Source organism: Streptosporangium sp. CA-135522, assembly GCF_050949235.1.
Classification (GTDB): domain Bacteria; phylum Actinomycetota; class Actinomycetes; order Streptosporangiales; family Streptosporangiaceae; genus Streptosporangium.
This window is the reverse complement of the sequence record NZ_CP192026.1, coordinates 4,891,157-4,917,586: the sequence shown is the minus strand read 5'-3', so window position 1 is coordinate 4,917,586 and position 26,430 is coordinate 4,891,157. Positions and strand designations below refer to the sequence as shown.

Here is a 26,430-nt window from a genome sequence, read left to right as displayed (position 1 = left end):
TCGTCTCTACCGTACTCCCTGCACACTTTCCGTCCCATACCTGATGAGGTTCCGCTCGCGTCCGGGGATTGCGGGAGCGGCGTTCGGTCGTCAGTGGCAACGGCTCGATGCACTGCCAGCGTCCTACGGGAACGATCTCTGCTGGCCGCTTCCCTGTACCGGTCCGACGACCGATCATGTTCCCGGACGCGGCCGCACTCATTCTGTTAGGAACTCTAAGGGCTCCTTTCGGCCCGTGAGCAGCGCATGAGACGGCACAGCGGCCCCTGCCCATGGGATCCCATGGGCAGGGGCCGCTGTGCCGTTTGGTGCTGGGGGTTCGGCGGCCGGCCGGGCGCGACCGGTCAGGCCAGGTCCCAGAGCAGGCGGTAGTAGGCGATGCGCTCCGGGTCCGGGGCGATCCCGTACGCGTCGTACACGATGCCGTCGTAGCCGGGGCCGTAGTTCCACTCCGTGCTCCACGCCGCGACCGCCAGATCGGCCCACCGGTCGGCCACCCCGAGCGAACCGAGGTCGACGTGCGCGGCGAACATGCCGTCATCGTGCAGCAGGGTGTTGGGGACGCACGCGTCCCCGTGACAGACGACCAGGCGGTCGATCGCGGGCGGCTCGCCGATGCGCGCCCGGGCCCCGGCGAGGTCGAGGTGCCGGTGCTCGGGGAACCAGTCGGCCGGTCCCTCGCCGTCGGCGATGCGCTCGTCGGCATGTGCGAGCCGCCGATCGATGCTCCAGTCGAACGGGCACTGCTCCACTGGCAGGGCGTCGTGGAGCAGGCGCAGCCCGCGGCCGATCGCGGCCGCCGCGGTCGCCGCATCGGCGATCCACCGAGGGTCCACCGCCGGCAGGCCGGGAACCGCCGCCGTGACCAGCCACGCGCCGTCGGCGTCCGTACCGTGCTCGATGACTCGCGGGACGCTCGCCCATCGCCGCGCCCAGGCCAGGCGCTCGGCTTCGCCGGGGAGGTCGATCTCCGGAGTGCCGGCGGCGATCCACTTGGCATACCTGGCGCCACCGCGCCCGTCATCGAGGCGGAACGTCAGGCCACCAAGCTTGTTGCGCCACACCGGGGTGACGGTGTCACCGCCGGCGAGCGCCGCGACGACGTCGGGGACGGTCACGGGGCCGGCCGGGATCTCGGAGATGGTGGGGCGGCTCATGGAGCATGATCCTCCTGGGGGAACGGCGCCAGTGCCAAATGGTTTTGCAGGGCGCCCCTCTCCTCGGGTTTTGCCGGGTGACTCCCCCTTCCCCGTCTACGCAGGCGCCCCCACAAATTCCCCATCTACGGCGCCCGGCCACAGCGTGCCCGTGCCGAGGCTATTCCTCGGTGGGACCAAGATCGGGTGTCTCCTTGAAGTCGACGGTGCGGGCGTGATGGGAGGCGTGCAGTTCGAGGACGATGATCTCATTGGTGCCCATGCGCAGTACTGGGGCGGGGACGTACAGAGACCGTTGGGGACCCCGGGACCAGTAGCGGCCGAGTGCGAAGCCGTTGATCCACGCGTTGCCCTTCGTCCAGCCGTCGAGATGGAGGAAGGTGTCTGCCGCCTCGGTCACCTCGAACGTGCCGCGGTGAAACGCCGGCCCGATCGTAACGGTCCTGGTGGCAGCGAACGGGAGTCCGCTTAGGGAGGTCAGCGGAAGGGGCCGGTTGGTCCACCCGGCGAGCTCCGAGCCGTTCAGGAGGACCTTTCCGGGCAGTCCCTTGCGGTCGTGGATACCCAACCCGTAGTTGACACGACCCTGATTTTCCACGAGCACGCTGAGGACGCTGCTTTCACGCGGCACGGTGAACGTGAGGGCATGCTCGTGGTTCTCCCGCTCCAGGACCCCGGCGGGCTGTCCGTCCAGGAAAACCTGAGCGCGGTCACGGACGTGTTCCAGTTCGAGCAGGGCGGGCCCGGCAGCCGGCAGCGTGGTCTCGTAAAGAACGAAGCCGAAGTCCTGCCGGAGCTCTTCCATAGTCAGCGGATACCGGGACTCGACGGCCTCGCCGAGCGACGCAGCACTCTCCAGCAGGCCCGCGCTCTGCGTCAGCGGTACGGCCGCCACGGTGAGTTTGGCCCCGGGCGCGGGGACGGGCTCGCCGGGGACCATTGCGTACTTGGCGATGATCTCGCGGAAGGCGGTGAACTTCTCGGTGGGGTCACCGGCTTCGTCGAGAGGGGCGTCGTAGTCGTAGGAGGTGATGGTCGGCCGGTAGGTGTGCTTGTCGTTGGCGCCGTTGGTGAATCCGAAGTTCGTACCGCCGTGGAACATGTAGAAGTTGACCGAAGCTCCGGTTGCGAGCAGCTCGTCAAGCTCCTGCGCCGCCTGGTCAGCGTCGCGGACCACATGACGGGAACCCCAGCGGTCGAACCAGCCGATCCAGAACTCCGTCGACAGCAGCGGACCGGTGGGCTGATGTGCGCGCAGCGTGGCGAGATTCTGGGCGGAGCGGCTGCCGAAGTTGGCCGTGGAGAGAACTCCCGGTAGGGCTCCGCGCTCCAGATCGGCGGGCTGGTCGCAAGTGAACAGTGGGACGTCGACACCACACCGGCGAAGTGAGTCGGCGAGATGCTCGAGGTAGGCGGTGTCATCGCCGTAAGCTCCGTATTCGTTCTCCACCTGGACGGCGATTATCGGGCCGCCCCGCGTGGAGAGGTAGGGGTGGAGCGGGGTGAGGAGCCGGGTGAAGTAGTCGTCGACTGCCGAAAGGTAACGGGAGTCGCGGGTGCGCAGCCGGAGGTCGGGTTCGGCCAGGAGCCATGAGGGCAGCCCGCCGCCCTCCCATTCGGCGCAGATGTACGGGCCAGGGCGAAGAAGGACGTGGAGACCCTCGGCGGCGGCGAGATCGAGATAGGCGGGCAAGTCGAGTTCGTCGTCCATGCGGAACCGATCCGGCCGTGGTTGGTGGAGGTTCCAGGGGACGTACGTCTCAATGGCGTTGAGTCCCATGAGGCGCGCCTTGCGGAGCCGGTCAGCCCACTGCGCAGGATGGACACGGAAGTAGTGAAGCCCGCCGGACAGGAGCCGGAAGGGTTCACCGTCGAGTCGGAATCCGCCGTCATCGATCTGAAAAACGGGCATGTGGTGCTGCTCCTGTTCTGAAAGACCCTGTGTTGAAGGGCAAGTACGCGGTGGTGGGGCTCGTCGACGGAGAGCCTTGCCCCGCCTGTATGTTTACGTAAACATACAGGCGGGGCAAGGGGGTCCCGATAGCAATCGCGGGAAATCCAACGAGCCTGCCTCTGACCTGCTCTGATGCGAGGTCACCTCAGGAGGGGTGTGTCGGTTGGTAGATGCGGCGGGCCGGGCCGAGGATGCCGCTGACTTCGCCCGGGTGCTCCGCGTCGACGCTGGTTAGCGAGTCGGATGGCCCGAGGCATCTCAGCCTCGGGCCTCACAGATCCCGGCGTGACAGTCTCCCGCCACCGGGCTCTTGTCATCCTGTTCGCCAGGCGTGCGGTGTCCATCGCCAGTGGGAGATACCCCCTGAGTTCCGCCGCAAGGTCTGAGGATCTGTTGGCTGTGGGCCAGGAGACATCACTGAACACCCCACGCGAGAGGGCAAGGTCTACTGCTGCGTGGCGGAAGGACGTCTACTCCCGCCGAGTCGTGGGCTGGTCCATCGATGCCAGCCAGACCGCCACCCTGGTCACCAACGTGCTCGGCATGGCCGTCCATAACCGCACACCGCCGACCGGAACGCTGATCCACTCCGATCACGGGGTGCAGTTCACCTCCTGGGCCTTCACCCAACGCGTCAAAGATTCCGGTCTGGTTCCATCGATGGGATCGATCGGCGACTGCTTCGCAGGCGCCGTCATCGAGTCGTCCCGGGGGCGGATGCAGACGGAGCTGCTCAATCGCAGGCGGTGGAAGACCCGTATCGAGCCGGCGAATGCGATCTTCGAGTACTTGGAGATCTTCCACAACCGGTAGCGGCGGAAGGTTCTACTGCCGGGCGTGACGACGCTGGCCCGGCTGGTCGCGAGGGTGCGGGACGACACGACGAAGCGGTTGTGAAGTGTGCTGGAGGCGCCACGATCGGATGATGCTCCGGCCCAACAGTTCGTGTTCGGAGTGATGGCCGGACAAAGAGTGGTATTACTTTGAGTTACCGAGCCACCCGATTGCGTCACGGAAAGGCGCAGCCGCGAGGGGCTGCTCCGGTGCGCAGTCGGCCGTCTGCCGACCCGACGAAGCACCGTTCCGTCAGGACGCGACGTCACCAACAGGGCCGGGGCCGTGCGCGCCGGTCTCCGCAGGAGGAGAGTCTGTGATCTCGAAGAGCAAGAAGAACGCCCGTTCCATGGCCGTGGCGCTCGCCGCAGCCGCCGCCTTCACCGTCACCATCCCGGGCGGCACCGCCTTCGCCATCGACCACGTCCAATGCGTTGGCGGCGAGAACTTCCTGAAAATCTGGTCGCACCTCGACGGCCGCCAGAGCGTCGACTGCTACGCCAACGGCGGAAGGACCGACTTCGGCGGATGGTGGGTCGACCGGATCTCCACGGGCAACAACGACCTGATCTACTACGACGCCAACGGCGACTCGGTGAAGATCGAGCGCTGGCACGACATCACCTTCCCGAACCGCCCTCCGAAGGTCGTCGCCATCCAGATCGTGTGACACGTTGACATCCGGCTGCCGCCGGAACGCCAGCCGGTCACGCCCCACCGGCGTGACCGGCGGCGGGCAGTACGTATGCACCGGAGCTTGAGCTGCTCGGCGGTCAGCCCTCCGCACTTGCACAGCAGCGTCTGCCGGTGGAAGTCCAGCCACGAGTCCGCGAGCGAGCGCTCGTCTCCCGCGATCTGGGTGAATTGCCCGCGGACGAGCGTGATCTCCGGAGCCAGCCAACTCATCGGACCATCATGCCGGGCTTTGTCTGGATCGGATAGCGCATGAGAAGAACGGGCCCCGGTGTCGATCGCTGTGAAACGATGGCGCGCTTACGGGGGTCAGTGCATCACCGCTGTCGAGGAGCTCGGCGTAGATCTCTGCCGGGGTGCGGTAGCGGTGAATCTTGCGGGGGCGGTTGTTGAGCTCGGCGGCGATGGCGTCCAGGTCGTCCTGGCTGAAGGTGCGCAGATCCGCGCCTTCGGGCAGGTACTGGCACAGCAGCCGGTTGGTGTTTTCGTTGCCGCCCCGCCGCCAGGGGCTGCGCGGCTTGCAGAAGTAGACCGGCACGCCGGTCGCGCTGGTGAAGGCGCGGTGTTCGGCCATCTCCCGGCGGTGTTCGGCCATCTCCCGGCCGTGGTCCCAGGCCAGGGAACGGCACAGCCGGGCGGGGATGGTCAGAACGCTACGGGTCAGATGCGGTCTGGCCTGATCGGCCTTGAAGCCGTCCGGCAGCGCGACCAGGGCGGTGTAGTGGCTGGTGCGCTCGACCAGCGTGCCGATGGCGGACGGGCGGGTGCCCATCATCAGTACGGCCGCCCTCCCAATGACCGGCCACCGCACGGTCCTCGACCTCGGCAAGGCAGGCGCCGATCGGGAGCATGTCCGCAGGACCCCGCGGCCGGTGGCCCGGCGGGCGCCTCGAGGGCGGCGCATCGGGCGCGCGGTGCGCAGCCGTTGATTCAGGGATCGGCCTCTCGCACACATACAGCTGCTCCGCGAAGTCCGGTGGCGCGCACACCCGCACCTCCGCGCCGAGAGAGCCCACGGGGCGTTGACTTTGTCGCAAGATATGACGCACCATGTTGCTACAAAGCTTGCGACAAAGGAGGCGCTATGACCAGTGAACCGTTACCGGACGCCGACCCGCCGGCGCGTGCGGCCGATCTGCGACTGGCGGGCGAGTGGCTGGCCCGGCACGACCTGGCCGGCGCCCGCCCGACCCCGCTGCTGGCCAGCCGGCTGGCGGTCCGCAGACGCGCCCGCCTCGCCGCTCACGTCATCCTGGCCGTGCTGATCCTCGCGAGCGCACTCGTCGCCGCTTCCGCCTTCGGCGACCCCTCACCGCATCGCTCGCTGCCGCTGCTGGCCCTGACCGCGTTGGTGGCCGGGCTGCTGCTGGCACAGTCGCTGCTCGACTGGTGGGTGCGACGCGTCGACCAGCGGGCGGGCGCGACGCTGTCCCGCAGGGCCGCCCATCTGATCCAGCCCGGCTGGCGGGCCGTGCTCGGCCGGCCGTACGCCGTCTTCGCGGTCGCCACGTTCGCCGGTGCGATGGTGCTGGCCGGGAGCGCCCTGGCCGTTCCCGACCCCACCGTGCGGCAGCTGGCCGTCGTCCTGCTGATCGGCCTGCTCAGCGTGACGGCCATCATCGCCATGCAGCTGCGCCACCTGCTCATGCGCCCGGTCGTGGCGGAGGACGAGGAGTCGTTGACCGCCGACGTCATCATGCGCGTCGAGGACGCCCGCGACCTCACCACGCCGAGCGTGCAGTGGTCGCTGCCCATGGTGCTGCTGTTCGGCACCGCGCCCGGCTGGTGGAGCGCCGCTTCGGTCGCCTACCTGATCCTGGGCCTGGTCGCGTGCGTCGCGCTCCATGCCAGGACGCCATCGAGCGCGACGGTGGCCCGGCGGGCCATGAGCGTCCGATGATCGTCATCGACGCGGCCTCGCCGGTGCCACCGTTCGAGCAGCTGCGGGCCCAGCTCGCCCGGCAGATCCAGAACCGCACGCTGGCCGTGGGCGCCCGGCTGCCGACCATCCGCCACCTCGCGGCCGACCTCGGCCTGGCCGTCAATACGGTCGGCCGGGCCTACCGGGAGCTGGAGGAGGCGGGGCTGATCGAGACGCGCGGGCGAGCGGGCTCGTTCGTGTCGGCCGCCGGCGAGGAGGGCCGGGAGCGGGCCCGCCGGGCCGCCGCCGACTACGCGGCCGTGATCGCCAGCGTCGGCATCGACGCGGGCGAGGCGATCCGCATCGTACGGGCGGCTCTGACGTCTGGCGCGGCAGCACCGGCCTCGTCATGACCGCGACCCGGCCGCGGAATCACATCGCCGGGCGCACGACGCCGGCGTACTCGATGTGGGTCATGTCGTCGGGTTCGATGCGGTACCAGTTCTCATCACCGTCCCACTTGATCGCGATGGAGTGCTCGTACCTGCTGATACGGATCTTGGGGGGGTTCCATGCCCGGCAGCCTGCCGAATAGCGCCGCTTACTCGCGCGCCCGCGTATAGAGGCGTCGCGAAACTCGCGAAGCCCCGCCGTGCTGTCAGCGGCCGTATCCCCGGTGCGAGCCCACAGATGAGCGCTGACCGGTCGCGGGTCGGCGCCGCATACAAGGTGTGCGGGTCCAGGCCCGTCCTTCTCTCGCCGGTTGCGGACTGTTGTTCTTCCCCTCGATCGCGGGCCTCGTGGCGAGTCCCTAAGTGGTCCTCGGTTTCAACTCGGTGATGTTGTCGGTCCTGTCGGCCGCCGAGGTTCTCCTCCGTCTCAGGGCGGAGAGTTCGTTGATGACCATGGCGTAGAGGTCGTTGCGTTCCTGGAGTTGGCGCTTCTCGGCTCGGAGTCGTTTGTTGTCGGCTTCGAGGTTGATGATCCGGGCTTCGAGATGTTGGAAGGCAGGAGGGAGCTTGCTGGCGGCTTGGGCGCGGTGTTGGAAGTCGTCTTTGAGGTCGATGTGCTTGTGAGTGAGGACCCAGCGCTTCACTCCGGCCTCGGCTGCGAGTTGGAGGATGGTGAGCGCGCCGGTTGAGCGGGTGGGCGTGCCGTTCAGGAGGCGCTCAATGGCCTCGGTGATCGCGGCGCGTTCAGCTTCGTCGTTGATGCCTCTCATGTGGGTCGGGTTTGTTCGTGCTGGGCGACGATGGTTTCGAGGCGGGCGAGCTCGGCCTATTCGCGCTGATGGCGCAGCGGCGGTGCGAGCGGGTCGCTGGTGATGTCCCGTAGGTGCGTGATTTTCGTCTTGATCTCGGTGATGTCCATGTCGGTGCGGGCAATGTTGGGGCATTTGGGGCGGCAGTCGCCGATGTCAGGGGTGAACCGCTTGTTGTCTTCGTCCGAGCGCATCCGGCAGAGGGCTCGGGCGGGGTCGGGAACGCAGGTCATGCCGGGAGCTTTCACGATCTGAATGTCAGGGTTGGCCAGCAGGTCTCGGGCTTCGCGGGTGGTGCGTAGGACGCGGCCAGCGAACTGGGTTGCGCCGGTGTGAACGCGTTGGATGTAGGTGGCGGCGGCGGGCCCGCTGACGTGTTCTCCGCCGGCGAGCCGTTGTTCGGCTTCGACGAGTTGGTCGATGTGGAACAGCCATTGCTCGAAGGAGATCTCGTCGGGGAATCCGGAGTCGTAGGTGCCGCTGTATCCGAGAGTCGCCCGAGTCTGGACGTGTCCGTACTGGATCGCGGCGGCGACCAGGCCGCGGGGTTTGCGGACGATGAACCAGGCGAGGGTCCGGCGGAACCTGCCGGCGGCCAGAGGGCGCCCGGCTCGGTCAGGCGGGATCATCTCGCGGTGTCCGTGGGCGAGGCAGTAGTCGTTAATCCAGGCGATCAGCCGGGTGATGTCCTTGCTGGTGAGGCTGTCGGTTCGGGATCCGGCGGCGCGCTGTCCGAGGTGAAGGATGCGGCCGTTGACGAGCAGGGAGGTGGGGAACAGCAAAGGCCTGTCGTGCAGGTGTTCCAGGACGGCGGCTGCGTGGGCGACGGGTTCGATCACGACCCAGGGTTCGGCGCGTAGTTCGCCTTCGGGTTTCTTTGCGCCGTTGGCGTCGACGACGCCTTTGGTGTGCTTGCCGGCCATCAGCCAGAGGTTCTCGGCGTCATCGCGGGTGATGCAGCCGCGTCGCAGGGCCAGGACTTCTCCTGGGCGGGCGCCTGAGAGGTAGGCAGTGATCACGAAGCAGGCCGTGGCGAGATGGCGGGCCAGTACGGGGGCCTCGTTGTAGCCGATCGGGTGGCTTCGCCAGGGCTGACTGTCCAACAGGCCAGTGACGTCGTGATCCAGGTAGGCGTCCTCACCGATGGGCAGACCCGAGGCTGCGATCGTCGCTTTGTGGGCGTCGGATCGAACCGCGGAGGAGTGACAGTTCATGATCCGCCCGAGGTGGTCGTAGCTCACCTCGAGGCTGCCGTCATCTTGGCGATGACCGGGCAGCGGCCGACCGGCCTTGCGCAGTGACTTCAGCAGGCTGGCTAACTCCCGGGTGACGCGGTGAGGTTCCCTGGACGGCCTGGGCGCCAGCCCATGGTCCCAGCCGTTGGGCGTGCGATTGCAGAGCTTCTTGTATTCGGTGAAGGCGGCGATGATGTCGGTGGAGAAATCCTCGACGAACCTGAGCGACCACAACAGCAGCGGTTCCATCACCTCGGGGTGGATGCGGGGAGTCAGATTCACGGGCGGACGCGAACGGCGGCCGACTAGGTCGTTGATCGCTTCGCCCATCCATGGAGGTTGCTCGGGCAAGCGGGCGTCGGCGGGTAGTACCAGGCGACGAGACCAGCACCAACGAACCGCGGTCAGAAGATCCTCGGCCAGCGCGACGCTGACCTGCGAGGTGCCCACGTGCTCGACGTAGAGGTCGAGGTCGTCTGTCGTGACGTCGGCGAACCGGCGCAGGCCCCGGGTGTGCATCCAGAGCGTGAACGACCGTAGATGCCGGACCAGGGCGGCAACCGTCTGGACCGAGGGCCGCTGCCGGGTGAGCCGGTAAGTGCGAAGGACCTGGTCGCCGTCGTAGTTGAGCAGGTTCCAGGCCACGTGCTTCAGCTGGAGCCGAAGCGGCTCGGGAACCTTGGCGAAGGGGATGGAGACGCTCTTGGTGTTGTCGTCGAAGATCGCCGGAGTCATGTTCCAGCGGTCGTCGCCGAAGACCGACAGCCAGCGCGGTTCTGTGTCCTGCCGCAGCGGTCGGTTGGCCAGCACGGGCGTGTCCGGCCCGGGGAGTGAGAGCGAGGTGGTCGGGCTGTGGGCTGGGGTGGTCACCGCTGGTCCAGTTCACGATTGAGGAAGCGGGCAACGAGGTCGCGCTGCGCGTCGGTGATCGCTGCCCGATGATGGTCGATGGTCTGCGGCGGGAACCGGTCCAGTACGTCCTCGAGTTGGGCGGCCGGGCTGGCGAACCGCTGCGCCCAACGCAGCGGGGTCAGCTCTGCCTTGCGGGCCAGCAGCGCGTCGTAGGTGCCGATGAGCATAGGCAGGTGCGCGGGGGTGGCGCGGGCGCAGGGGCAGTTCAGACACATCATGAACGAGGCCTGGCAAGGCTGCCCGTGCGGCGAGAAGGGGCTGGCCAAGTTGTCGGTGCAGGCGGCCAGGACGGTCTCCAGCTGTCCGGACAGAACCCTCTTCAACGTGGTGGCGTCCAAGCCGAACCTGCGGGCGACCGTCTCCGGGGCGGTGGCGGCCTCGGCCAGATCGGCTTCGGACAACACCTTGATCTTCTGGAGCGTGCGAGCCTTGGTCACCTCCTCTTCAAGGACCTGGGCAACGACTTTCCGGTAGGCGGTGAGGTCGCCGCCGTGCCGGGCGAGGTACTCGTTCACCAGCGTCGTCTCGGTGTGCGCGACGGGTTGCTGGTGAATTTCCAGCCAGGTCGCTCTCAGCACTTTGGTGTTGACCGTCGGGAAGCCCGCGCTCTTGGCCCAAAGCACATGACCCCAACGAGACAGCCCAGCTCTGAAGCCCCTGGGGGCGACCGAGCCCCAGCTGGCGAACAGCCGGTCGGTGTCCGCCAGCCTGCGTGCGTCGGCCATGACATCTACCAGCAGCATGAATACGCCGAACGGCGTGTGTAGCTCCCCTCGGCGGGTCGGCGCATCGCTGGCTGGGTCCGGGATCCAGGGCGGAAGGTCCACGAGCGGGACGCTCATGCTGGCCTTGCGCGTCGGGCGTCGATATTTGACCAGATCGGTGATCGCTGTGGCGGTCTGCCCTGTGTGGCCGTCTGGCCGGTGATGTCGGACCGTGGCTTCGCTCAAGGTCATCAGGTTTTGCCCGGTCAGCCCGATCAGCAGGATTGCGGCCGCGCCGGATTCCGCGACGCCCGGCATCAGCTGCGCCATCGTGATGTTGATGCCGCCGTGTCGGGCGACGACGTCCTTCAGGTCGCTGTGTGCGCTGTCTCGGCGGGGAACCGAACCGTGCTGGGCGATGTGGTCCAGCAGCCAGCCCCGCTCCCACTGATGACGATCCCCCTGGTCGACCAGCCCGTCTCGCCATTGCTGCAGGAACCGCTGGCTTTCCCGGATCCGCTGGGCCATCTGCCGGACGGTGACGCGCGCTGCGTTCACGTACTGCTCGAACTCCTCCGTCGTGTAGCGGGCCTTGTCGCCTCGCTTCTGCGGCGGTGTCCACCACGTCTCTAGGTGCCGCATGAACTCCGGCGAGGTGTCCTCAGCGTGCCGGAGCATGCCGCGAAGCGAGTAGATCTCCCTGTCCCAGGACTTCTCGCCGCGGCGAGACAGCTCATATCCGTCCAAGTGGACCGGCTTGAGATCCGCAGGTGTCTGCGGCGGGTGGTTCAGCTCGGCCAGATACCGGGAGAATCGCCGTAGCTGCCAGCGGCCACAAGCCGCCGAGCCCATCCGCCGTTTTGTCCCAGACGGATTCGTCGCAGCCACAAAGATGTTCGCGAACCACATCCGCAGCTTGGTGGTCACCGGCAAGTCGCTGAAGTCGAAGTCACAGGGGTCCTGGCCGGTCTCGGAGAACACCCGGACTGTCACCGTGGCAGTCTGCGTGTTGGTGAACAACCGCTGTGGCGGCCGGTGTCCTGCCAGCGGCAGCGCCGCGCTGCGGCCGGTCATCGGACCGGACGCAGCGGGTCGGTGTGCACCCGGGGGTGCTTGTCGAGCAGTTCGGCCAGCAGCGCCGCCATCCCAGCGCCCTCGATGTGCTCGATCAGCAACGACACGTCCAGCGACCGGAACGGCTCAAGATAGACGGACATCGTCGTCGTCACCGTGGAATGTCCCAATAGCGTCTGCATCAGCTGCCAGACGTCCCCGAACTGAGCGCGGAAGTCCTTCATCTCCTCGCTGGTCAGATGGCCCAGCCGCAGCTCATATGACAAGCGGCCGATCGAGTACCAGCGCAACGCCATGCTGTGACGGAGCCGGTGCGGGGTCGCTTCCATCCCTATCAGCCCGGCCTTGGCCACTCGCTCGTTCGCCCGCTCGAACGTCTTCTCCCAGCCATGATGATCTCGCGGCAGCCCGTCCTCGTTCAGCCAGACCGCCATCGGCTCCAGCCCTCGCCCGGTCTGGCGGAACAACCGCCGCCGGGCCGTGGGCCGCAACGTGTCCAGCGACACCGTGGCAAGCTCGCCGGTCGCGAGCGTCCGCAGCTCCAATCGCCCGTTCCCGAGCAGCCGCTCCACCAACCGGACTCCGGCGAGCCGCTCGTAGCGGCCCTTGGCCTGGGCCCGGCGGATCGCCGCCGCTCGGGCCCCTTCCAGGTAGGCCAGCACGTCAACCAGTACCGACCGGGGCATCCAGTACCGGCGTCCCCTGCCGCCCTTCGCGCAGGCGTCCGCCAACCAGCAGGTGTAGAAGCCTCTTCGGGGATCATCCGGCGGCAACTCCAGGTCCAAGACGCTGCCCCACTCCTGCAGGCGCAGGCCCGTCCCATACAGCCCATCAGCGAACGCGCAGTCACGCTGGTCGTTACGGCCCCTCCAGCTTTCGTCCTCCAAGCCATCCACGCCGAACCCACGCAACCCGATCTCGCACCAGCGCCGATACCCGGCCGGATCGAACCACTTGACGTCACTGTCGCGGATCACATGAGGGCTGGCCTCGTAACCGCGGCCGACGTGAACCTCGCCATCCCTACGTATCTCGCGGCGATTGACCGGGTTCACCACCCCGAACCGCCGCTCCGCCCATTGATAGAAGGAGCTGACCGCGACCAAGTTGCCGTGCACCGTCCCCCCGCTCACCCGCCCAGGGTTACGCGGATCCGACATTCGCCAGAACTTGAACTCGGCAACATCGTCCTCCGACGCCTCCCACCAAGTCCTGCCCAGCACCTCCAGGAACGACAGCCAAACACCCAGCCCCACTGCGTACTTGCGGCCTGTCAGCTCAGCCCGGTTCCGTATCCTTGGCGCCGCGAAGAACGCATTCACCCGATCATCGGGTACCCCATCAGGCCCCAGCAGAAAGAACCGGCCCGACCGGGTTCCGTTCACCCCCGCGAGCTCGAGCAGCGACGGCAGGCCCTGCAGCACTGGATCACCGTCGAGCGCCGACCAATCACGCTCAAGGTCGACCTGGTGATGTGTCCAGCGACGCGAGCCGGAGGCAGAGAGTAATGACATGACGCCAGACGGTACTTAGCCCAACCCGGCTCCCGAGAGGGTGTTGCTGAATTTTTGATCTTGCTCTTGGCGATCAGCATGTGAAAGGTCTCCCGGCAGCGTGCGCTGGCGGGATCTTTGTGTGCAGGTTAGCGTCGGAATATAGATGGCCCGGTGGGGTGGGTCGGTGACGATCAGCAGGAACTGGTCAGCTGGCTCGCCAGGTGGTTCGGCTGAGAGCCGTCACGTCAGGAGGTGGCGCCAGCGGTCGGCTGACTCCATGATGTCCAGGCTGACGTGTTCCAGGTACGCCGCCGTCTTGGCCAGCCGTCGCCCCACGGGGCTGTCGAGCCCGTACGTCTCGGCCGCCGCCATCGTGGCCCGCACGGTCTCGAGCGTCCGCCGCTCGCTGATCATGATCGCGTGGTACCAGGCCTCGTCGTCGATCACGTAGATGTCGCGACGCCGCCGCGGATCGCGCTCGCGACGGACGAATCCCTGCTGGACCAGGAAGTTCACGGCCACGGAGACGGAGGCCGGGCTGACCTTCAGTCTGTGGGCCAGTTCGGCGGCGGTGCGCCTGCCGTCCTCGGCCAGCATCAGGTCGTGGTGCACGCGCGCGGCCGTCCTCGGCATCCCCGCTCTGACCACCATCTCGATGATCTCCTGTTCCATCGTGGCGACCGGCGGTGTGGCCGCGTGTGGGGGTGCCGGTGTGCCGCGCCGGGCCCGCTGGATCGTCGCTTGGTGTGCCTGCTGGGGCCGGTAGCCGGCGGGGCCGCCGTTGCGTGCGATCTCCCGGGTGATCGTCGTGGTCGGCCGGTCGAGCCGCCTGGCGATCTCGCGGTAGGAGAGTCCGTCGGTGAGTCCGGCCGCGATGCGCTGGCGGTCCTGCTGGGTCAATCGTCGTCCTGGCATGCCGTCAGTGTTGCCTTAGTCGCCATTCATTGCAACATGGTGTTGCTTTCGAACGCAGCGTCATTGCGTCCAATTTGTTGCCAGCTACCTGGGAAAACGTTCTTCCGCAGATTGACTCACCTCTGAATGCAACGTAGCTTTCGAGCTGCACAAGACACGTACTATCGCGAAACGAGGAATGGTCATGGATCAATCTCTCCATACCGTCAAGAGCAACAGGGTCCGGAGGCCGCGGGTCTCCCAGCGAGTGACGGTCACGGCGCTGGCGGCCGCGCTGCTGGCCGGGGCCGCCGCACCCGCCTTGGCCACCGCGGACAGCAAGGCCGTGCCGAAGGCCGCTGCCGGACAAGACCGCCCGGAACTGCAGAAGGCTATCCAGGCGTTCGTCGATGCCGGTTTCCTCGGGATGCAGGCGCGCGTGAACGATGAGCGGGGCGAGTGGGTCGGCAGCGCCGGGCAGCGCAAGCTGGGCGCGAGCGCCAAGCCGCCGACGAACGGGCGGTTCCGGATCGGCAGCGCCACCAAGCCCTTCATCGCGACCGTGGTGCTGCAGCTGGTGGACGATGGCAAGATCGGACTGGATGCGTCGGTGGCGGACTATCTGCCCGAGTTCGAGCTGGACCGGCGGATCACGGTGCGGATGCTGCTGCAGCACACCAGCGGGTTGTACGCCTACACCGGCGAGTTCCGCCCTGACGGTTCGGTCGAGCCGGGGATCCCCGCGGCGGGCAAGGAGTGGGTGGACAACCGGTTCAAGACCTACCGGCCGGAGGAGCTGGTGCGCTTCGGGATGTCCAGGCCGGCGCGGTTCGAGCCGGGGAAGGGCTGGAGCTACTCCAACACCAACTACACGCTGGCCCAGTTGCTGATCGAGAAGGTCACCGGCCACTCGATCGCCGAGGAGATGAAGCGGCGGATCCTGCGCCCGCTCAAGCTGCGAGGCACCGTGGTGCCGGGCACCACGGATCTCCCCGGCCCGCACGCCCACGGCTACTACCGCTACCAGGACGAGAGCGGCCAGTGGAAGGTGGTCGACGTCACCCGCCAGAACCCCTCCCTGCAGGCCGGCAACGGTGACATGATCTCGACCACCAAGGATCTCCACACGTTCTTCTCCGCGCTGAACAGCGGCAAGCTCCTGCCGACCCGGCTGCTGGCCGAGATGCGCAAGCCGCACCCGAAGAGCGCCGGCATCTTCGGCAGTTACGGCCTCGGGATATACGTGCAGGACCTGGGTCCCGGCTGCGGCATCGTCCTCAACCACAACGGCAGCGCCACGGGGGGCTACTCGACGGCGATGCTCAGCACGCCCGATGGAAAGAAGACCCTGACCGCTTCGATCACCTTCGGGGACGTCGCACCCGACCTGGCACAGGCGTTCTCGAAGGCGCTGGAGAACCTTCTCAGGCAGGTGTTCTGCGGCGGGCAGGCCGGGTCAGCTGACGAGGCCACGCCGGCTCAGTAGACGGGGCCGAGCACAGTGGACCCCACACACCTCGAAGGCGGGACCCGTTTCGGCCGTGCATCAGGTAGAGCGCGAAATAGGCCACGCCGAGTTCATTGAGCGCGGCGTGGCCGGTCCACGAGGCGCGGACAGCGAGCCGAGCAGGTGCAACCGGTCGACAAACCCGTCAGAGACGAAGCCGGCCAAGGGTATGCCTGCTCGGCCATGGTGTGCGTAGTCGTTGATCAGGTGTGGTAGCGGCGGGCGGCGGTGTCGGCGCTGACATCGAGCACGGCGGCGATCTCGTCCCAGGTGGCTCCGGCGGCTCGATCGGCGGCAACGGCCGTGGCGAGGACGGCGCGGGCGAGGGCGAGCAGGGGCAGCGCGGCGGCGGTGTAGCCGGCGATGGGGCCGGGTTTCCAGCCGGGTTGCTGGGTGGGCGGAGCGAGGTCTTCCGCGTGGCCTCCTCGCAACTCTCTAGACGGCGATTTCCAAGATCAAAAGCTTAACAACACTCTCTGAGTGTCAACAGGTCTCACTACTGCAACAGCGTCACTGTCCAAAGACCGAGCCCGTAGACCAGCGTGTGCTGGGCGGTCAAGCCTTGTGCGGCCGCGGTGCGGATGGTGTACGAGATCGTCACCTTCCAGGCGCTGCGTGACGCCCTGCGATGCAGGGGCACCGGACTGGGCCGTATTCTCCTCCATGGTCGTCGCCGCGCCGGCAGTGAACCCGGCCCCTCGAAGGAGAGACATGACATCGTCGAACATCGTCGAAGGACGTCACCACGGTGACGTCCTTCGACTTCGGTGCTCGTGAGACACCGGAGAACATCGTCGTCCTGACGGACGGCACCATCTGCACGACGCTGCTGATGGCCGGGACCGTCTGGCGTTCGACGACCGGCGCGGAGCAGATCGCCGGGCCAGGTGCGGGCGCGATGCCGGTGGGCATCGCCTCGGACGCCGACGATCGACTCTACGTCGCCGTGCGCAGCGAGGACGCGAACGTGGCGGGGATCTGGAGGCGCGACACCACCGGCCACTGGGCCCGGTTCGCCGCCGCCGGCATCCGGACGGGGCTCAACGGCATCACCTTCGACGAGGCGGGCACCCTGTTCGCGGCGGATTCCGTCAACGGGAAAATCCTCTTTCTGCCGCCCGGCGACGACACGCTGCGGCTTTGGCTGGACGACGACCGCATGAAACCGACATCGCCGCACGACCCCGTCTCATCGACGGGAGCGAATGGCGTGAAGGTCTGGGACGACGGCCTCTACGTGACGAACACGGCGCAGGCCACCGTGCTCCGCATCGACATCCGGGACGGCCGGCCGGACAAGGTCACCGAGGTGCATTCGGACATCCCGGCGGACGATTTCGCCTTCGACGCCTCCGGCAATCTCTATCTCGCCGTGCACCCGGAGAACACCGTGTGGCGCATCGCCCCCGATGGAGCCGCGACTGTCCTGGCGACGGCCGACGACGGGCTTGACGGCCCCACGGCCATCGCCGTTGTCGAAGACGGCCTTCTCGTGACGAACCTCGGCCTGCTGGGGACTCGGCACACGCCCAGCCTTCTCCGGCTCACCATGGAAGTCGGTGCGCCCGCACTGCCCAGGCCGACGCTGTCCCTCTGAACTCCGGCTCTTCTTGCAGACCCTGGCCATGGTCGCCGAGTTCGAAACGAACATCGGGCATCAGCGGACCCGCGAGGGCATGGCCCTGGCCAAGGAGGAACGGCAAGCTCGAGGAGATCCCCCGCCCCCGGATCTCAACGACGTGGTCCGGCTCACCGTCCGCGCCTCCACCTGAATCCGCAGTTGCCGTCCGGCTGAGACGATCGGCGCGTCGACGGCCAGGCGGCCAAGGCCGTCGCGTCCCCGTCGAGGTCAGCGTCGGTGAGCGGTGGGGGTCCCGGTAGGAGATGGACTGCTGCTCGTTCCGGCCTGTCAGTAGGAGTGGAACGGTGAACCGGGTCTGATGTCACATCTGTTGACGCGGAGCGGGATGATGATCGACGGCGGCCCCGTCGTGATCTCTGGCGGGAGTCACTGACCAGCCGATCCCTACAGCAGAGGTGCCTGATGGTCCTGCCGGCGATGACGGTGGAGCAGCATGCGAAGGCGTTGGCGAAGGCGACCGGGAGCGGTTCGGCTCCCACACGGGGGTCAGCTTTATCACCGGCGATGTCGAGACCCTCGGCGTCGTGCCGGGAGCGCGGTTCGACGCTGTGCACTCCCGGATGACGTTGATGCTGCTCGCGGACCCGGTCGCCGGGCTGGCCACGATCCGGCGTTCGATTCGTCCCGGTGGACGGCTGGCCGCGACGGTGTTCCGGGACGGCGGCGCGAACCCGTGGCTCCCGGCGGCCATGCTGGGAGCCGCCGCATATGTCGGGCCGTTGCCGCCGCTACCGGTCGGCGACGAACCCGAGCCTTTCGCCTTCGCCGATCCCGTACGGGTGAAAGCATTTTTCACGACGGCTGGCTACACCGATGTCGAAGTCGGGCCGCACGACGTCACCCTCATCGCCCCGGATGAGCCCGACACCGTCGCCGAATGGCTCATCGAGATCGGGCCCGCCGGTGCGGCCTACCGGGCTGCCGCGCCCGCCGACCAGGCTGCGGCGCGGTCGGGAGCGGCACGCCTGCTCGAACGCTTCCGCGAGGTCGGGGCCGGCTACCGGCTGCCGGCCGGCCACTGGCTCATCACCGCCACCACAGACAGGACCGATGAACCGTGAAATCTTCTGGCCGGATCCTCGGAGTCATACTCGTCATGGCCGGCGCCCTCGCTGCCTGCTCGTCGTCTCCCGCCTCCGACGGCGCACCCAACGGCGGGGACGGGGTCGCACCGCTGATGACAGACGGTGTCGCGCCCCGGTTGACGGACGCGACCGCGGAGGGCGCCGACTGTGACGGCGCCGCCGACGCGGTCAAGGATCACGTTCAGAGCGACAAGATCCAGCGGGTCACCGTCGTGGGCCGGTGCACGCTCATCGTCATCGAAACCTCACTGGACGACGGGGACGGGGCCACAGCCAAGCAGGTCTGCGAGTCCGCGGCGGAGGTCGCCTACACCGGCGACATCAGCGGCATCGCCGTCAAGAGCAGCACGGGCGCGGAGCTCTCCCCGGGCGTCACCGGCGCGAAATGCCTGCCCTAACCGGTCGGGACTTCGCGAGCCGGTATGCCCGTGCCTGTCGCGCGCACCCGTCGGCTGTGGCCGTCAAGCCATCATCACGTCGCACCGCGCGGTGCGCAGCGCGAGCCGGTACGGCAGCGTCCACCGGCCGTCACGGCGCACCGAGCCGTGCCGCTCCTTGATGGTGAGTAGTTCGTCGGCCGGCTCAGCCGGCGTCCCAGCCGACGGCAGCGTGAGTGCGCCGTCGCTGCCTGGAACCGCGATCAGATCGATGATAAGCGGGACCAGCGCGTCGACGGTGCGGGCGGCCAGCGCCGCGCGTGCGCACGCGTCGTTCGGCGCGCTTGGCACCTACCAGTATGGAGCGGCCCGAATCGCGTCGGCGGCGCCCCGCAGAAGGCGGCTGACTCTCAGGATGACACTCCGTAGCGGGTGGCGATCGCGGCGGCGCGGTTGCGCAGGGCGGTGCGCAACCACTGCGGGGCCAGGGCCTCCGCGTCCGTGCTGAGCTGCCACAGCGCCCATTCGGCGTGTCTCGGATCTTGGAAGGTCACCTCCAGCCGCAGCCAGCCGTCTGAGTCGGCTTCTTCGACGCGGACGGCCAGCGTGGTGCCCACCAGGTCCTCCCGTCGTGCCGGGTCCACCCGTACCAGTACGGCGACTTGGTCGCCGCCGGTCCGAAACTGCGTACTGCGTTCCTGCCAGGCCCGGTCCAGATCGACTCGGTCTGGTCGCTGTGCCGGTTCGGCGAGTTCCTTGGCGGCCAAGACCCGGGACAGCCGGTAGGTGCGGTCCGCGCCAGACCTCGTGGCCAGCAAGTAGCCCCGGTCGCGTATGGTGACCAGGCCGATCGGGTCCACCGTGCGCCACTTCGGGGTCTGGTCCACAGCCGCGTAGTGGATCTGCAGCTTGTGTCCGGCGAACACCGCGCGCAGGACCTCGGCCGCTATGGCGTCAGGCACCTCCTCAGCGACCAGCCGACGCGAGAGGAGGTCGGTCTCCGGGTCGATGAGCAATCGCTCGGCCGCGCCGGCCGCGGTGTCCCGATAGCTTTCGGGTAGCGCGTCAACCACCTTGAGCATCGCCGAAGCGAGCGCCGAGCCGAGGCCGAATGCCTGCGCGCCGCGCCGCGATCCGGCGACCAGCAGGGCAAGGGCCTCGTCGGGGTTCAGTCCGGTGAGCTCGGTCCGGAAACCGGGCAACAACGCGAACCCGCCGTGCCGGCCGCGTTCGGCGTAGACCGGGACGCCGGCTGCGGACAGCGCCTCGATGTCGCGCAGCACGGTGCGGGTGGATACCTCCAGCTCGCGGGCCAGCGCGGCCGCGGACAGCCGACCGTACTGCCGCAGCAGCAGCACCAGCGAGACCAACCGGTCGGCGCGCATACGAGAACTTTATCGGAATACACGACACAGGATGTCGTGATTTGTTGGGAGGCTCATCAACGCGACGTCAAAGAGGGTGGCTATCGAGCCGATGGACGTACGTAATGTCGACGAATCGAATGGAGCTGATGTGGCAATGGAGCGAACGGCGGTCAACCCGTGGGCGTGGTCGGTGGAGATGGGGTACAACCAGGGTGAGATCGTCTCCGGGCACACTCGGACCCTGTACTGCTCCGGGCAGACCGCGATGAGCGGCGACGGCAAGCCCCAGCATGCCGGTGACATGGCGGCGCAGTTGGCGCTGAGCCTCGACAACCTGGAGGCCGTGCTCGGCGAGGCCGGCATGTCCCTCGCGAACCTCGTCCGGCTCAACGTCTACACCACCGACGTCGATCTGCTTTTCCAGGACTACGGCGTGCTGGCGTCGCGGTTGGGCGCCGCCGGGGTGGCACCGTCCACCACGATGCTCGGGGTGACACGGCTGGCGATCCCCACCCTGATGGTCGAGCTTGAGGGGACCGCCGTCACGTGATGCGACCTCGCCGCCTCCGGCAGGGCTGCCGGAGGCGGCACGAGTAGCAGGCAGGGGGGTGATTTCCGGTGCTCAGAATGGTGACAATCGGCGTCCATGGCTTCGACGGCGAGTCCTTCCTGCAACGACTGCGGCACGCGGACGTTCGTCTGCTACTCGACGTACGCCAGCGCCGCGGTGTTCGCGGACCCGAGTACGCCTGGGCGAACTCACGCCGGCTGCAGGCGGCCCTCGCCCATGCTCGGATCGCCTATGAGCACCACCGTGAGCTCGCCCCAACCATCGAGTTACGCCAGCTCCAGTACGTCGAGGACGACCGCCGCGGCGTCGGCAAGCGCTCGCGCCGCGAACTCGCCGCCGAGCAAGCCCGCCCGACGATGACCTGCGCACGCTGCTGCGGCGGGCGGTGGCGGATCCGCGCGGGCTCGGCAGTTCGGTCGAGCTTGCCGACGACGCGCTCGACGCGCTCGTGCAGTTCGCGACGCGCGACGCGCGGCGGGCGCTGACGGGGCTCGAAGCCGCCGCGTCGTCGGCGCTCGCGAGCGGTGACACCGTAGAGACCGGCGCAGCCGATCCCGACGCCGCGATCGACGCGGCCGAGGTCTCCGTCGGCGTCGTCCACAAGACCCTCACAGACGCCCAGCCCGACGGAGTGAGCTGACCTCCCCCGGTTCGGCGGAGGTTCTCCTGCAGGAACTCCTCCCACCCGCCGGTCGCGTTGAGCTCGACGACGTGGGCGGGGGCTGGTCAGCGGGTTGGCAGGGTGGGGTGCGGGGGTGTCGCGCGGAAGACGGTCATGTCCGCGGTGATGGCCCAGCGTTCGTGGTCTCGCCAGGCGCCGTCCATGAACAGCAGGTCGGGCGAGTAGCCCTCCTTGCGGAAGCCTTGCCGCTGGATGAGGTTGAGGGAGCGTGTGTTGGTTGGTTGAATCTGGGCTTCGAGGCGGTGGAGTCGGAGTTCTTGGAAGGCGTACTTCAGCGCGAGGCCGAGGCCTTCGGTCATGTAGCCGAGGCCCGCGGTCGGGGCAAATGCTGCGTAGGCGATCGAGGCGGACTGGAAGCGCCCGCGGATGATGCTGTTGATATAGATGACGCCAGCGATAGCCGCGGTGTCGCGAAGACAGACCAAGAGACATTCCTCGCCTGGTTGGTCGTATCGGGCGATGAGGGCCTGGAAGGCGTCCGGCGTGGTGGGCGAGTGGTCCCAGGGGTGGTGCAGTTCGGTACTGGCTCGGGCGAGTCTAAGAAACTCCCCTTGATCGTCCTTGCTGATCGGCCGCAGCGAGACTCGGCCGCGACCTTCGACTTCCGTTTCATCCCCTGAAAGCACGAATAGGAAGATACCTTACGGTCGAGGGGTCGATTCGCCGCCGTGAAGGCGACCGAGCGCCTGATCGATTGGCTGTTCCGCCACGCCCCCCACCACCGCCAGCCGCACTCCCTGCCATCGTCGGCGCGTCCGCTCCGGGGAGCCGTTTCCCGGCTCACCACCGCCGCCCGTGACGCACTGCGCGCCGGGCTGGCCGATGCCGAGCGCTACAGCGCGCACGGGCTGCGCCACCACCCTGGCCGACGCCAACGTGCCCACCGGCAAAATCGCCGAACAGGGCCGGTGGAAGCCCACCTCCCCCACCGTGCACGGCTACGTCCGCGCCGTCGGCCGATGGAAGGACAACCCCATGGGCAGGGCCGGACCACAGCACCCTGGAACAGGCACGATGAACCCGCCCGGAGAGGAAATCGCACCATCGGTCATCGGCCCGGCGCGGCGCCGGACCCGGTGACGGTGGCGAAGGTCGTAGCCATCGCCCGGTACCGTCGCGTGCCACGCCAGGGCATGCGGCCGACCACAGGGACGATGAGCGACACCTCGCCGGCGGGCCTCCGTGATCGATTCCGACGTACGGTAGGCGGCCCTCGTGACGGCCGCCTGGCAGGCAGTTGTCCGCTGAGTCCGTGGCGTCTCACGTGCCGATCTTCTCCTGCCCAACCCGCGGCTTCCGCTGCGCGCAGCCGGGCGGCAACCGCCGCTTAACCAGACCGTCTGATCCTGGCCGTGACAAGGCAACAAGCCTGCTGCGACCAGACCAAGGGAGACCCCATGGAGAAGAAGACGATTCAGTTGGCGACGGTGGCCGCGACGGCCGTCATCGGTGTGATCACCGACGTGGGGATGGCGAGTGCCGGGAGCACCGCCTCGGCCTCGCCCGCGGCGGTGAACGTGGATCTGGCCAAGCTCAAGACGAACGACGGTTCCGTGCTGGCCCAGGCCATCAGCAGGGCGACCTCCGAAGCGGGGGTCGCCGGCCCCACCTCCACCTTCGACAGCGTCGCTCCGCGTCCCTAACGGGGACCCGGTGAGAGCGGTGCACCGCACCGCTCTCACCGGTCCCATCATCTTCGAAGGAGGTCCCATGCAGCCTGTCCCGATCGTCCTGTCGGCACGTCCCGGCTCCGGAGAGTGGCCCGACGCGGAGTGGGCCACCACCGTCACCGCCCGCCCCGGATGCCGGCGGGGGTCAGGGTCGGGCGTCCCTCGTCCGGCCTCCGCTGCCTATGTAGCCGTGGACGGCCCACAGCGCCCCCACGACGATGCCGCCGATCGCCGCGAACGTGCCGATTCCATCGGTGCCCAGGATGGCCATGATCCCGATGGCGACGCCGTACAGGAAGGTCAGTGCGAGTAGGACGGTGCGCATAAGACTCTTGTTCATGAGCAACCCGATTGTTCATGAGCAACCCGATCATCGATGATCGAGGCCGGTGGTATCCCCCGATCGGTGGACAGACACGCCTCCCGCAAGCCCTACCGCGGCCCGCGCCGAGAACGCCTGGCTGCGCTCCTACGTGGTCGTCGGGCGGAGCGCCGTGCGCAGCGAGGAGGTGCCCACCAGGCAGGCCTGGCAGTACGCGGCGATCACGGTCGTGCTCTTCACCTCCGCCGAAGTGCTCTCCTCCGCCGCGGCGTTCGCGCTGTCGGCGTTGGTCGCGCAGCTGTTCATGTCGCTCAAGACGTACCAGGCCATCGCCCTGTTCATGCTGCCGACCAGGCGCTGCGGCGGCCGGCCGACGGCTTCGAGCCGCCAGCCGAGGTGAACGTGACCGGCACGTCCACGCCGCTGCCCGCGGCCACGGAGGTGGTGCTGCCGCGGGCGGCCCAGGAGGGTCTCACCAACGTCTCCGCAGCACGCCGCCGCCCACACGGTGCGGCTGACGCCGCACTACGCCCACGACACGGTACGGCTGGCCGTCACCGACGACGGAGCGAGGTGGCCAGGACGGCTGTGGTCGCGGCCGCGACCACGCCGACCTTTTTTAGTTTCCGCTTCATGGAGTAGGGGCCTCCTTCGACTTCGGGGACCGGCCACAACCAACTTGGCTGTTCTTGCCGCCATTAGCTTGCTACGGCGGCGCCTCGCGGTCGTTAGCGGTGAGTGCAGTCTTTCTTGACACTGCCTTTCTTGACACTGCGCGCACACCGGCCGAGCGCTCCCGGGCACGTTGGAGGCCCAACCGGGATCACGGGGAGTCCAGCACCGGGGTTGAGGAACCTGCCGACAGCACTTATCGCCGAGATTCATCTTGATTGCGGCTGGCGAAGTGTGGAGCATTCGGGAGGCAGGTTGGCGGCGGTCGCGGCGGCGTCTGGCGGCGCGGATCTCGGCGTCGGCGAGCAGGGTGGGGAGCTGGGTGGTCTCGGTGGAGGCGTGGCCGAGGCGTCGGCGGACGACTTCGATGGAGACGCCGGCGTTGATGAGTTCGGTGGCATGGGCGTGGCGAAGCCGGTGGATGTCGATCTCGACTCCAGCCACCTCGCAGTAGCCCTCCCACCGGTGGTGGGCGGCGTCGTGGGAAAGCGGTCCTCCGTTGCCGTTGATGCTGGCGCGGAAGGCGGGTCCGAACTGGTGTCCGGCCCGGTTCAGGGAGAGCTTGAGGAGGGCGACGTAGCCGTGGTCGTCGAGGAGGACGGTGCGGACGGTGCCGCTCTTGCCGTGGATGCGGACGTGTTCGTCGTCTTGGCGGAGGTCGAAGTCGTCGAGGTCCAGGCCGCAGACTTCGGCGGCGCGGGCTCCGCAGACGTAGATCGTCTCGAACAGGACGCGGTCGCGGAGCCGGTCGATCCGAAATACATCGCCTCCACTACTAAGAGTGACAAACGATGGGGAGTCGTCCCACGTCACAGCAGGTGATCGGGGCGCAGCTCGAACTCGGGGGAGGTCCCCAGAATCTTGGCCTCGGGGCGGGTCCGGCGCGGACACGGAGTCGATGAGGAAGCGCATGCCGTCGGCACCACGGGAACCGTCCCAGCCCGCAGGCACGATACAAACTCCTGTTTTCGCAGCTAGACCGCACCTCGCGTGTTCCATCGTGTCCCACGGACGGCGCGCGCGACCTCACCGCGATGGTCAGATGAGTCCCGTCGCCACGTACCGACCACCACGTGCTGACGAAGGAACGAACAGAACCGGCGAGTTACCCGGCCCACCCGATGAGAACGGCAGTGACAGGACATGGACCAGCACGTCAGCGAGAACCTACTCGACGTTGAGGACATCGAGCGGCGGCCCAGGGGACGCGGAACGAGGTTCCCGCTCAACGGCGCACTTTGGTCACTTCAAGCGTTGTTCGGCTTCTTCTTCGCCGGCAGCGGTTTCGGCAAGGTGCTGTTGTACGACGGAGCTCTGTATGCGGCAGCGCCCCGGGCCGTGGCGTGGTACGCCGCGGTGCCGCAGCCCCTGATCGTCTTCATCGGGGTCTGTGAGGTCCTTGGCGGCGTCGGCCTGATCCTGCCGGCGATGACGAGGGTCAACCCGAAGCTGACGCCGCTCGCCGCCGTCGGCCTGACGCTGACGATGATCCTCGCGGCCGGTTTTCATATCATGCGCGGCGAATACGCATTGGTGCCTGCGAATCTCCTGCTGGGAGGCGTCGCGGCGTTCATCGCGGTCGGACGGGGGAGGCTGAGGCCCATCGCACCCGCGATCATCACCACCGCACGCGTACTCAGGTCGTTCGCGGTCCTCGGCGCACTGGCCCTGTTGGTATTCGCTCCGACGTGGTACACGATGACCAACGTCCAATTCTGATCACTCCGTTTCGGGGTCCCCGTAGCTTCGGCCGAAAATCCAACGGATATGCCTCTGGCCTGCATGGACAGAGGGGCCCAAGTCTGGTCCACCAACCCGATACCTCTGCATAAGCGCAGGTCAGCGGCATATCCGTTGGATACTGCGCCATTACTACCGGGACCCCGGATGGCGCTGCTCGTTACGGCTCGGTCTAGAGCAGCCGTTCGTCGGTCCGCTCCTGCCCGGAGGCCTGGTCGATGTCCGTGGAGACGCCGACCAGGTCCGGACCGCGCCACACGCCGACCGCCGCCGCCATGGCCAGTGCCGGGACGGCCAGCACGGGACTCACCCACAGCAGAGCGCGTATCCCGCCGGTCAGCAGCCCCGCGGCGGTGTTCAAGCCGGCGAGGCTGAGCGCACAGGCCGACGCGCCTGTCAGCCGGGCCCGCCACGGCCTCCCTGCCGACCATCGGGCCGCGGGCAGCAGGACGATCAGGGCGGGCAGAGCGACGAGTGCCCCCGCGGGCAGCCCGACGACGGCGCACAGCAGGGGGAGTTCCACCAGGCCCACGGCGAACTCCACCCATCGGACGCTGTCGGCGTCGACTGCGGCGCTGACGAGGAACACGATCGCGGTGACCGCCCCGGTCGCGGCGCCGCCGAGAGCACCCGTGGCGATCGTCCTGGCCACGATGCTCCGGATCCGGCGAGAGCGTCGAGCCGGGACAGAAGATGCGGCTCCCCGCAACGGGTCGCCCT

The 26,430-nt window shown here is 67.9% G+C and carries 30 protein-coding genes and 1 pseudogene; 16 read left to right on the top strand and 15 right to left on the bottom strand.

Annotated elements, in window-relative coordinates; genetic code table 11:
- Nucleotides 1-344 precede the first annotated feature (344 nt).
- Nucleotides 345-1,157 carry an aminoglycoside 3'-phosphotransferase gene (locus ACQPYK_RS23030; RefSeq protein ID WP_433258278.1) on the bottom strand — a complete coding sequence of 271 codons (813 nt, stop codon included), beginning with the start codon at nt 1,155-1,157 and terminating at the stop codon, nt 345-347.
- Nucleotides 1,158-1,317: 160 nt separating this feature from the next.
- Entirely contained in the window at nt 1,318-3,009 is a 1,692-nt protein-coding gene (locus ACQPYK_RS23025) for a glycoside hydrolase family 35 protein (protein WP_433258883.1), read from the bottom strand.
- 345 nt (nt 3,010-3,354) lie between these two features.
- On the opposite strand from ACQPYK_RS23025, the gene ACQPYK_RS23020 reads away from it, so the two are divergent.
- Together ACQPYK_RS23020 and ACQPYK_RS23015 are read left to right on the top strand one after the other, a co-directional pair.
- Nucleotides 3,355-3,924, top strand: a complete 570-nt coding sequence (locus tag ACQPYK_RS23020; RefSeq protein WP_433258276.1) for a transposase — start codon at nt 3,355-3,357, stop codon at nt 3,922-3,924.
- A 337-nt stretch (nt 3,925-4,261) separates the two neighbouring features.
- Nucleotides 4,262-4,615, top strand: coding sequence for a beta/gamma crystallin domain-containing protein (locus ACQPYK_RS23015; protein WP_433258274.1), 354 nt, complete (start codon nt 4,262-4,264; stop codon nt 4,613-4,615).
- 327 nt (nt 4,616-4,942) lie between these two features.
- Here the strand turns inward: ACQPYK_RS23015 and ACQPYK_RS23010 are convergent.
- Nucleotides 4,943-5,587 (bottom strand): annotated as a pseudogene (locus ACQPYK_RS23010) (IS30 family transposase); the annotation flags it as partial.
- A gap of 135 nt (nt 5,588-5,722) precedes the next feature.
- On the opposite strand from ACQPYK_RS23010, the gene ACQPYK_RS23005 reads away from it, so the two are divergent.
- Nucleotides 5,723-6,538, top strand: coding sequence for a hypothetical protein (locus tag ACQPYK_RS23005; RefSeq protein WP_433258273.1), 816 nt, complete (start codon nt 5,723-5,725; stop codon nt 6,536-6,538).
- On the top strand, nt 6,535-6,912 hold the full coding sequence (locus ACQPYK_RS23000; RefSeq protein ID WP_433258272.1) for a GntR family transcriptional regulator: 378 nt from the start codon (nt 6,535-6,537) through the stop codon (nt 6,910-6,912). The genes ACQPYK_RS23005 and ACQPYK_RS23000 overlap by 4 nt, the downstream gene beginning before the upstream one ends.
- Before the next feature lie 398 nt (nt 6,913-7,310).
- Here the strand turns inward: ACQPYK_RS23000 and ACQPYK_RS22995 are convergent, their stop codons facing one another.
- The 5 genes from ACQPYK_RS22995 to ACQPYK_RS22975 all read right to left on the bottom strand — a co-directional run bounded on the left by ACQPYK_RS22995 (nt 7,311) and on the right by ACQPYK_RS22975 (nt 14,096).
- Complete coding sequence (locus ACQPYK_RS22995) at nt 7,311-7,721, bottom strand: hypothetical protein (protein ID WP_433258271.1); 411 nt, start codon at nt 7,719-7,721, stop codon at nt 7,311-7,313.
- 56 nt (nt 7,722-7,777) lie between these two features.
- Nucleotides 7,778-9,865: a hypothetical protein gene (locus ACQPYK_RS22990; RefSeq protein WP_433258269.1), complete on the bottom strand. Its 2,088-nt coding sequence runs from the start codon at nt 9,863-9,865 to the stop codon at nt 7,778-7,780.
- Nucleotides 9,862-11,685 carry a hypothetical protein gene (locus ACQPYK_RS22985; RefSeq protein ID WP_433258268.1) on the bottom strand — a complete coding sequence of 608 codons (1,824 nt, stop codon included), beginning with the start codon at nt 11,683-11,685 and terminating at the stop codon, nt 9,862-9,864. The genes ACQPYK_RS22990 and ACQPYK_RS22985 overlap by 4 nt, the downstream gene beginning before the upstream one ends.
- Nucleotides 11,682-13,109: a site-specific integrase gene (locus ACQPYK_RS22980; RefSeq protein WP_433258266.1), complete on the bottom strand. Its 1,428-nt coding sequence runs from the start codon at nt 13,107-13,109 to the stop codon at nt 11,682-11,684. Before ACQPYK_RS22980 ends, ACQPYK_RS22985 begins: the two co-directional genes overlap by 4 nt.
- A 312-nt stretch (nt 13,110-13,421) precedes the next feature.
- Entirely contained in the window at nt 13,422-14,096 is a 675-nt protein-coding gene (locus ACQPYK_RS22975; RefSeq protein ID WP_433258265.1) for a helix-turn-helix domain-containing protein, read from the bottom strand.
- A 184-nt stretch (nt 14,097-14,280) separates the two neighbouring features.
- On the opposite strand from ACQPYK_RS22975, the gene ACQPYK_RS22970 reads away from it, so the two are divergent.
- Nucleotides 14,281-15,561, top strand: a complete 1,281-nt coding sequence (locus tag ACQPYK_RS22970; protein ID WP_433258263.1) for a serine hydrolase domain-containing protein — start codon at nt 14,281-14,283, stop codon at nt 15,559-15,561.
- Between the two features lie 224 nt (nt 15,562-15,785).
- Here ACQPYK_RS22970 and ACQPYK_RS22965 read toward each other — a convergent pair whose 3' ends face one another.
- Nucleotides 15,786-16,013 (bottom strand): hypothetical protein, encoded by a 228-nt coding sequence (locus tag ACQPYK_RS22965; RefSeq protein WP_433258261.1) that lies wholly within the window; start codon nt 16,011-16,013, stop codon nt 15,786-15,788.
- A gap of 401 nt (nt 16,014-16,414) precedes the next feature.
- On the opposite strand from ACQPYK_RS22965, the gene ACQPYK_RS22960 reads away from it, so the two are divergent.
- The 4 genes from ACQPYK_RS22960 (at nt 16,415) to ACQPYK_RS22945 (ending at nt 18,707) form a co-directional block, all read left to right on the top strand.
- Nucleotides 16,415-17,179, top strand: a complete 765-nt coding sequence (locus ACQPYK_RS22960) for an SMP-30/gluconolactonase/LRE family protein (protein ID WP_433258259.1) — start codon at nt 16,415-16,417, stop codon at nt 17,177-17,179.
- A 28-nt stretch (nt 17,180-17,207) separates the two neighbouring features.
- Complete coding sequence (locus ACQPYK_RS22955) at nt 17,208-17,354, top strand: hypothetical protein (RefSeq protein ID WP_433258258.1); 147 nt, start codon at nt 17,208-17,210, stop codon at nt 17,352-17,354.
- Between the two features lie 265 nt (nt 17,355-17,619).
- Nucleotides 17,620-18,285 (top strand): class I SAM-dependent methyltransferase, encoded by a 666-nt coding sequence (locus ACQPYK_RS22950; protein ID WP_433258257.1) that lies wholly within the window; start codon nt 17,620-17,622, stop codon nt 18,283-18,285.
- Entirely contained in the window at nt 18,282-18,707 is a 426-nt protein-coding gene (locus tag ACQPYK_RS22945; RefSeq protein WP_433258255.1) for a hypothetical protein, read from the top strand. The genes ACQPYK_RS22950 and ACQPYK_RS22945 overlap by 4 nt, the downstream gene beginning before the upstream one ends.
- A 63-nt stretch (nt 18,708-18,770) precedes the next feature.
- Here the strand turns inward: ACQPYK_RS22945 and ACQPYK_RS22940 are convergent, their stop codons facing one another.
- Nucleotides 18,771-19,037, bottom strand: coding sequence for a hypothetical protein (locus tag ACQPYK_RS22940; protein ID WP_433258253.1), 267 nt, complete (start codon nt 19,035-19,037; stop codon nt 18,771-18,773).
- Nucleotides 19,038-19,096: 59 nt separating this feature from the next.
- Complete coding sequence (locus tag ACQPYK_RS22935) at nt 19,097-20,071, bottom strand: helix-turn-helix transcriptional regulator (protein ID WP_433258252.1); 975 nt, start codon at nt 20,069-20,071, stop codon at nt 19,097-19,099.
- Between the two features lie 136 nt (nt 20,072-20,207).
- Between ACQPYK_RS22935 and ACQPYK_RS22930 the strand changes: the two genes are divergently transcribed.
- The 3 genes from ACQPYK_RS22930 (at nt 20,208) to ACQPYK_RS22920 (ending at nt 21,264) form a co-directional block, all read left to right on the top strand.
- Entirely contained in the window at nt 20,208-20,603 is a 396-nt protein-coding gene (locus ACQPYK_RS22930; protein WP_433258882.1) for a RidA family protein, read from the top strand.
- 77 nt (nt 20,604-20,680) lie between these two features.
- On the top strand, nt 20,681-21,109 hold the full coding sequence (locus ACQPYK_RS22925; RefSeq protein ID WP_433258251.1) for a DUF488 family protein: 429 nt from the start codon (nt 20,681-20,683) through the stop codon (nt 21,107-21,109).
- Nucleotides 21,010-21,264 carry a hypothetical protein gene (locus ACQPYK_RS22920; protein WP_433259161.1) on the top strand — a complete coding sequence of 85 codons (255 nt, stop codon included), beginning with the start codon at nt 21,010-21,012 and terminating at the stop codon, nt 21,262-21,264. The genes ACQPYK_RS22925 and ACQPYK_RS22920 overlap by 100 nt, the downstream gene beginning before the upstream one ends.
- Before the next feature lie 86 nt (nt 21,265-21,350).
- Here the strand turns inward: ACQPYK_RS22920 and ACQPYK_RS22915 are convergent, their stop codons facing one another.
- The gene (locus tag ACQPYK_RS22915) at nt 21,351-21,932 is read right to left on the bottom strand and encodes a GNAT family N-acetyltransferase (RefSeq protein WP_433258249.1); all 582 of its coding nucleotides are present in this window, start codon (nt 21,930-21,932) and stop codon (nt 21,351-21,353) included.
- Between the two features lie 196 nt (nt 21,933-22,128).
- Here ACQPYK_RS22915 and ACQPYK_RS22910 point away from each other — a divergent pair, with 196 nt between their 5' ends.
- The gene (locus tag ACQPYK_RS22910) at nt 22,129-22,386 is read left to right on the top strand and encodes a hypothetical protein (RefSeq protein ID WP_433258248.1); all 258 of its coding nucleotides are present in this window, start codon (nt 22,129-22,131) and stop codon (nt 22,384-22,386) included.
- A gap of 272 nt (nt 22,387-22,658) precedes the next feature.
- Entirely contained in the window at nt 22,659-22,949 is a 291-nt protein-coding gene (locus ACQPYK_RS22905; RefSeq protein ID WP_433258246.1) for a hypothetical protein, read from the top strand.
- A 172-nt stretch (nt 22,950-23,121) separates the two neighbouring features.
- Here the strand turns inward: ACQPYK_RS22905 and ACQPYK_RS22900 are convergent, their stop codons facing one another.
- On the bottom strand, nt 23,122-23,316 hold the full coding sequence (locus ACQPYK_RS22900; RefSeq protein WP_433258243.1) for a hypothetical protein: 195 nt from the start codon (nt 23,314-23,316) through the stop codon (nt 23,122-23,124).
- A 49-nt stretch (nt 23,317-23,365) separates the two neighbouring features.
- Between ACQPYK_RS22900 and ACQPYK_RS22895 the strand changes: the two genes are divergently transcribed.
- Nucleotides 23,366-23,698 carry a hypothetical protein gene (locus ACQPYK_RS22895; protein WP_433258241.1) on the top strand — a complete coding sequence of 111 codons (333 nt, stop codon included), beginning with the start codon at nt 23,366-23,368 and terminating at the stop codon, nt 23,696-23,698.
- A 125-nt stretch (nt 23,699-23,823) separates the two neighbouring features.
- Here ACQPYK_RS22895 and ACQPYK_RS22890 read toward each other — a convergent pair whose 3' ends face one another.
- Nucleotides 23,824-24,882, bottom strand: coding sequence for a tyrosine-type recombinase/integrase (locus ACQPYK_RS22890; protein ID WP_433258239.1), 1,059 nt, complete (start codon nt 24,880-24,882; stop codon nt 23,824-23,826).
- A gap of 231 nt (nt 24,883-25,113) precedes the next feature.
- Here ACQPYK_RS22890 and ACQPYK_RS22885 point away from each other — a divergent pair, with 231 nt between their 5' ends.
- Nucleotides 25,114-25,689 carry a DoxX family protein gene (locus ACQPYK_RS22885; RefSeq protein ID WP_433258237.1) on the top strand — a complete coding sequence of 192 codons (576 nt, stop codon included), beginning with the start codon at nt 25,114-25,116 and terminating at the stop codon, nt 25,687-25,689.
- A 193-nt stretch (nt 25,690-25,882) separates the two neighbouring features.
- Here ACQPYK_RS22885 and ACQPYK_RS22880 read toward each other — a convergent pair whose 3' ends face one another.
- Nucleotides 25,883-26,362 carry a hypothetical protein gene (locus ACQPYK_RS22880; protein ID WP_433258235.1) on the bottom strand — a complete coding sequence of 160 codons (480 nt, stop codon included), beginning with the start codon at nt 26,360-26,362 and terminating at the stop codon, nt 25,883-25,885.
- Between the last annotated feature and the right edge of the window lie 68 nt (nt 26,363-26,430).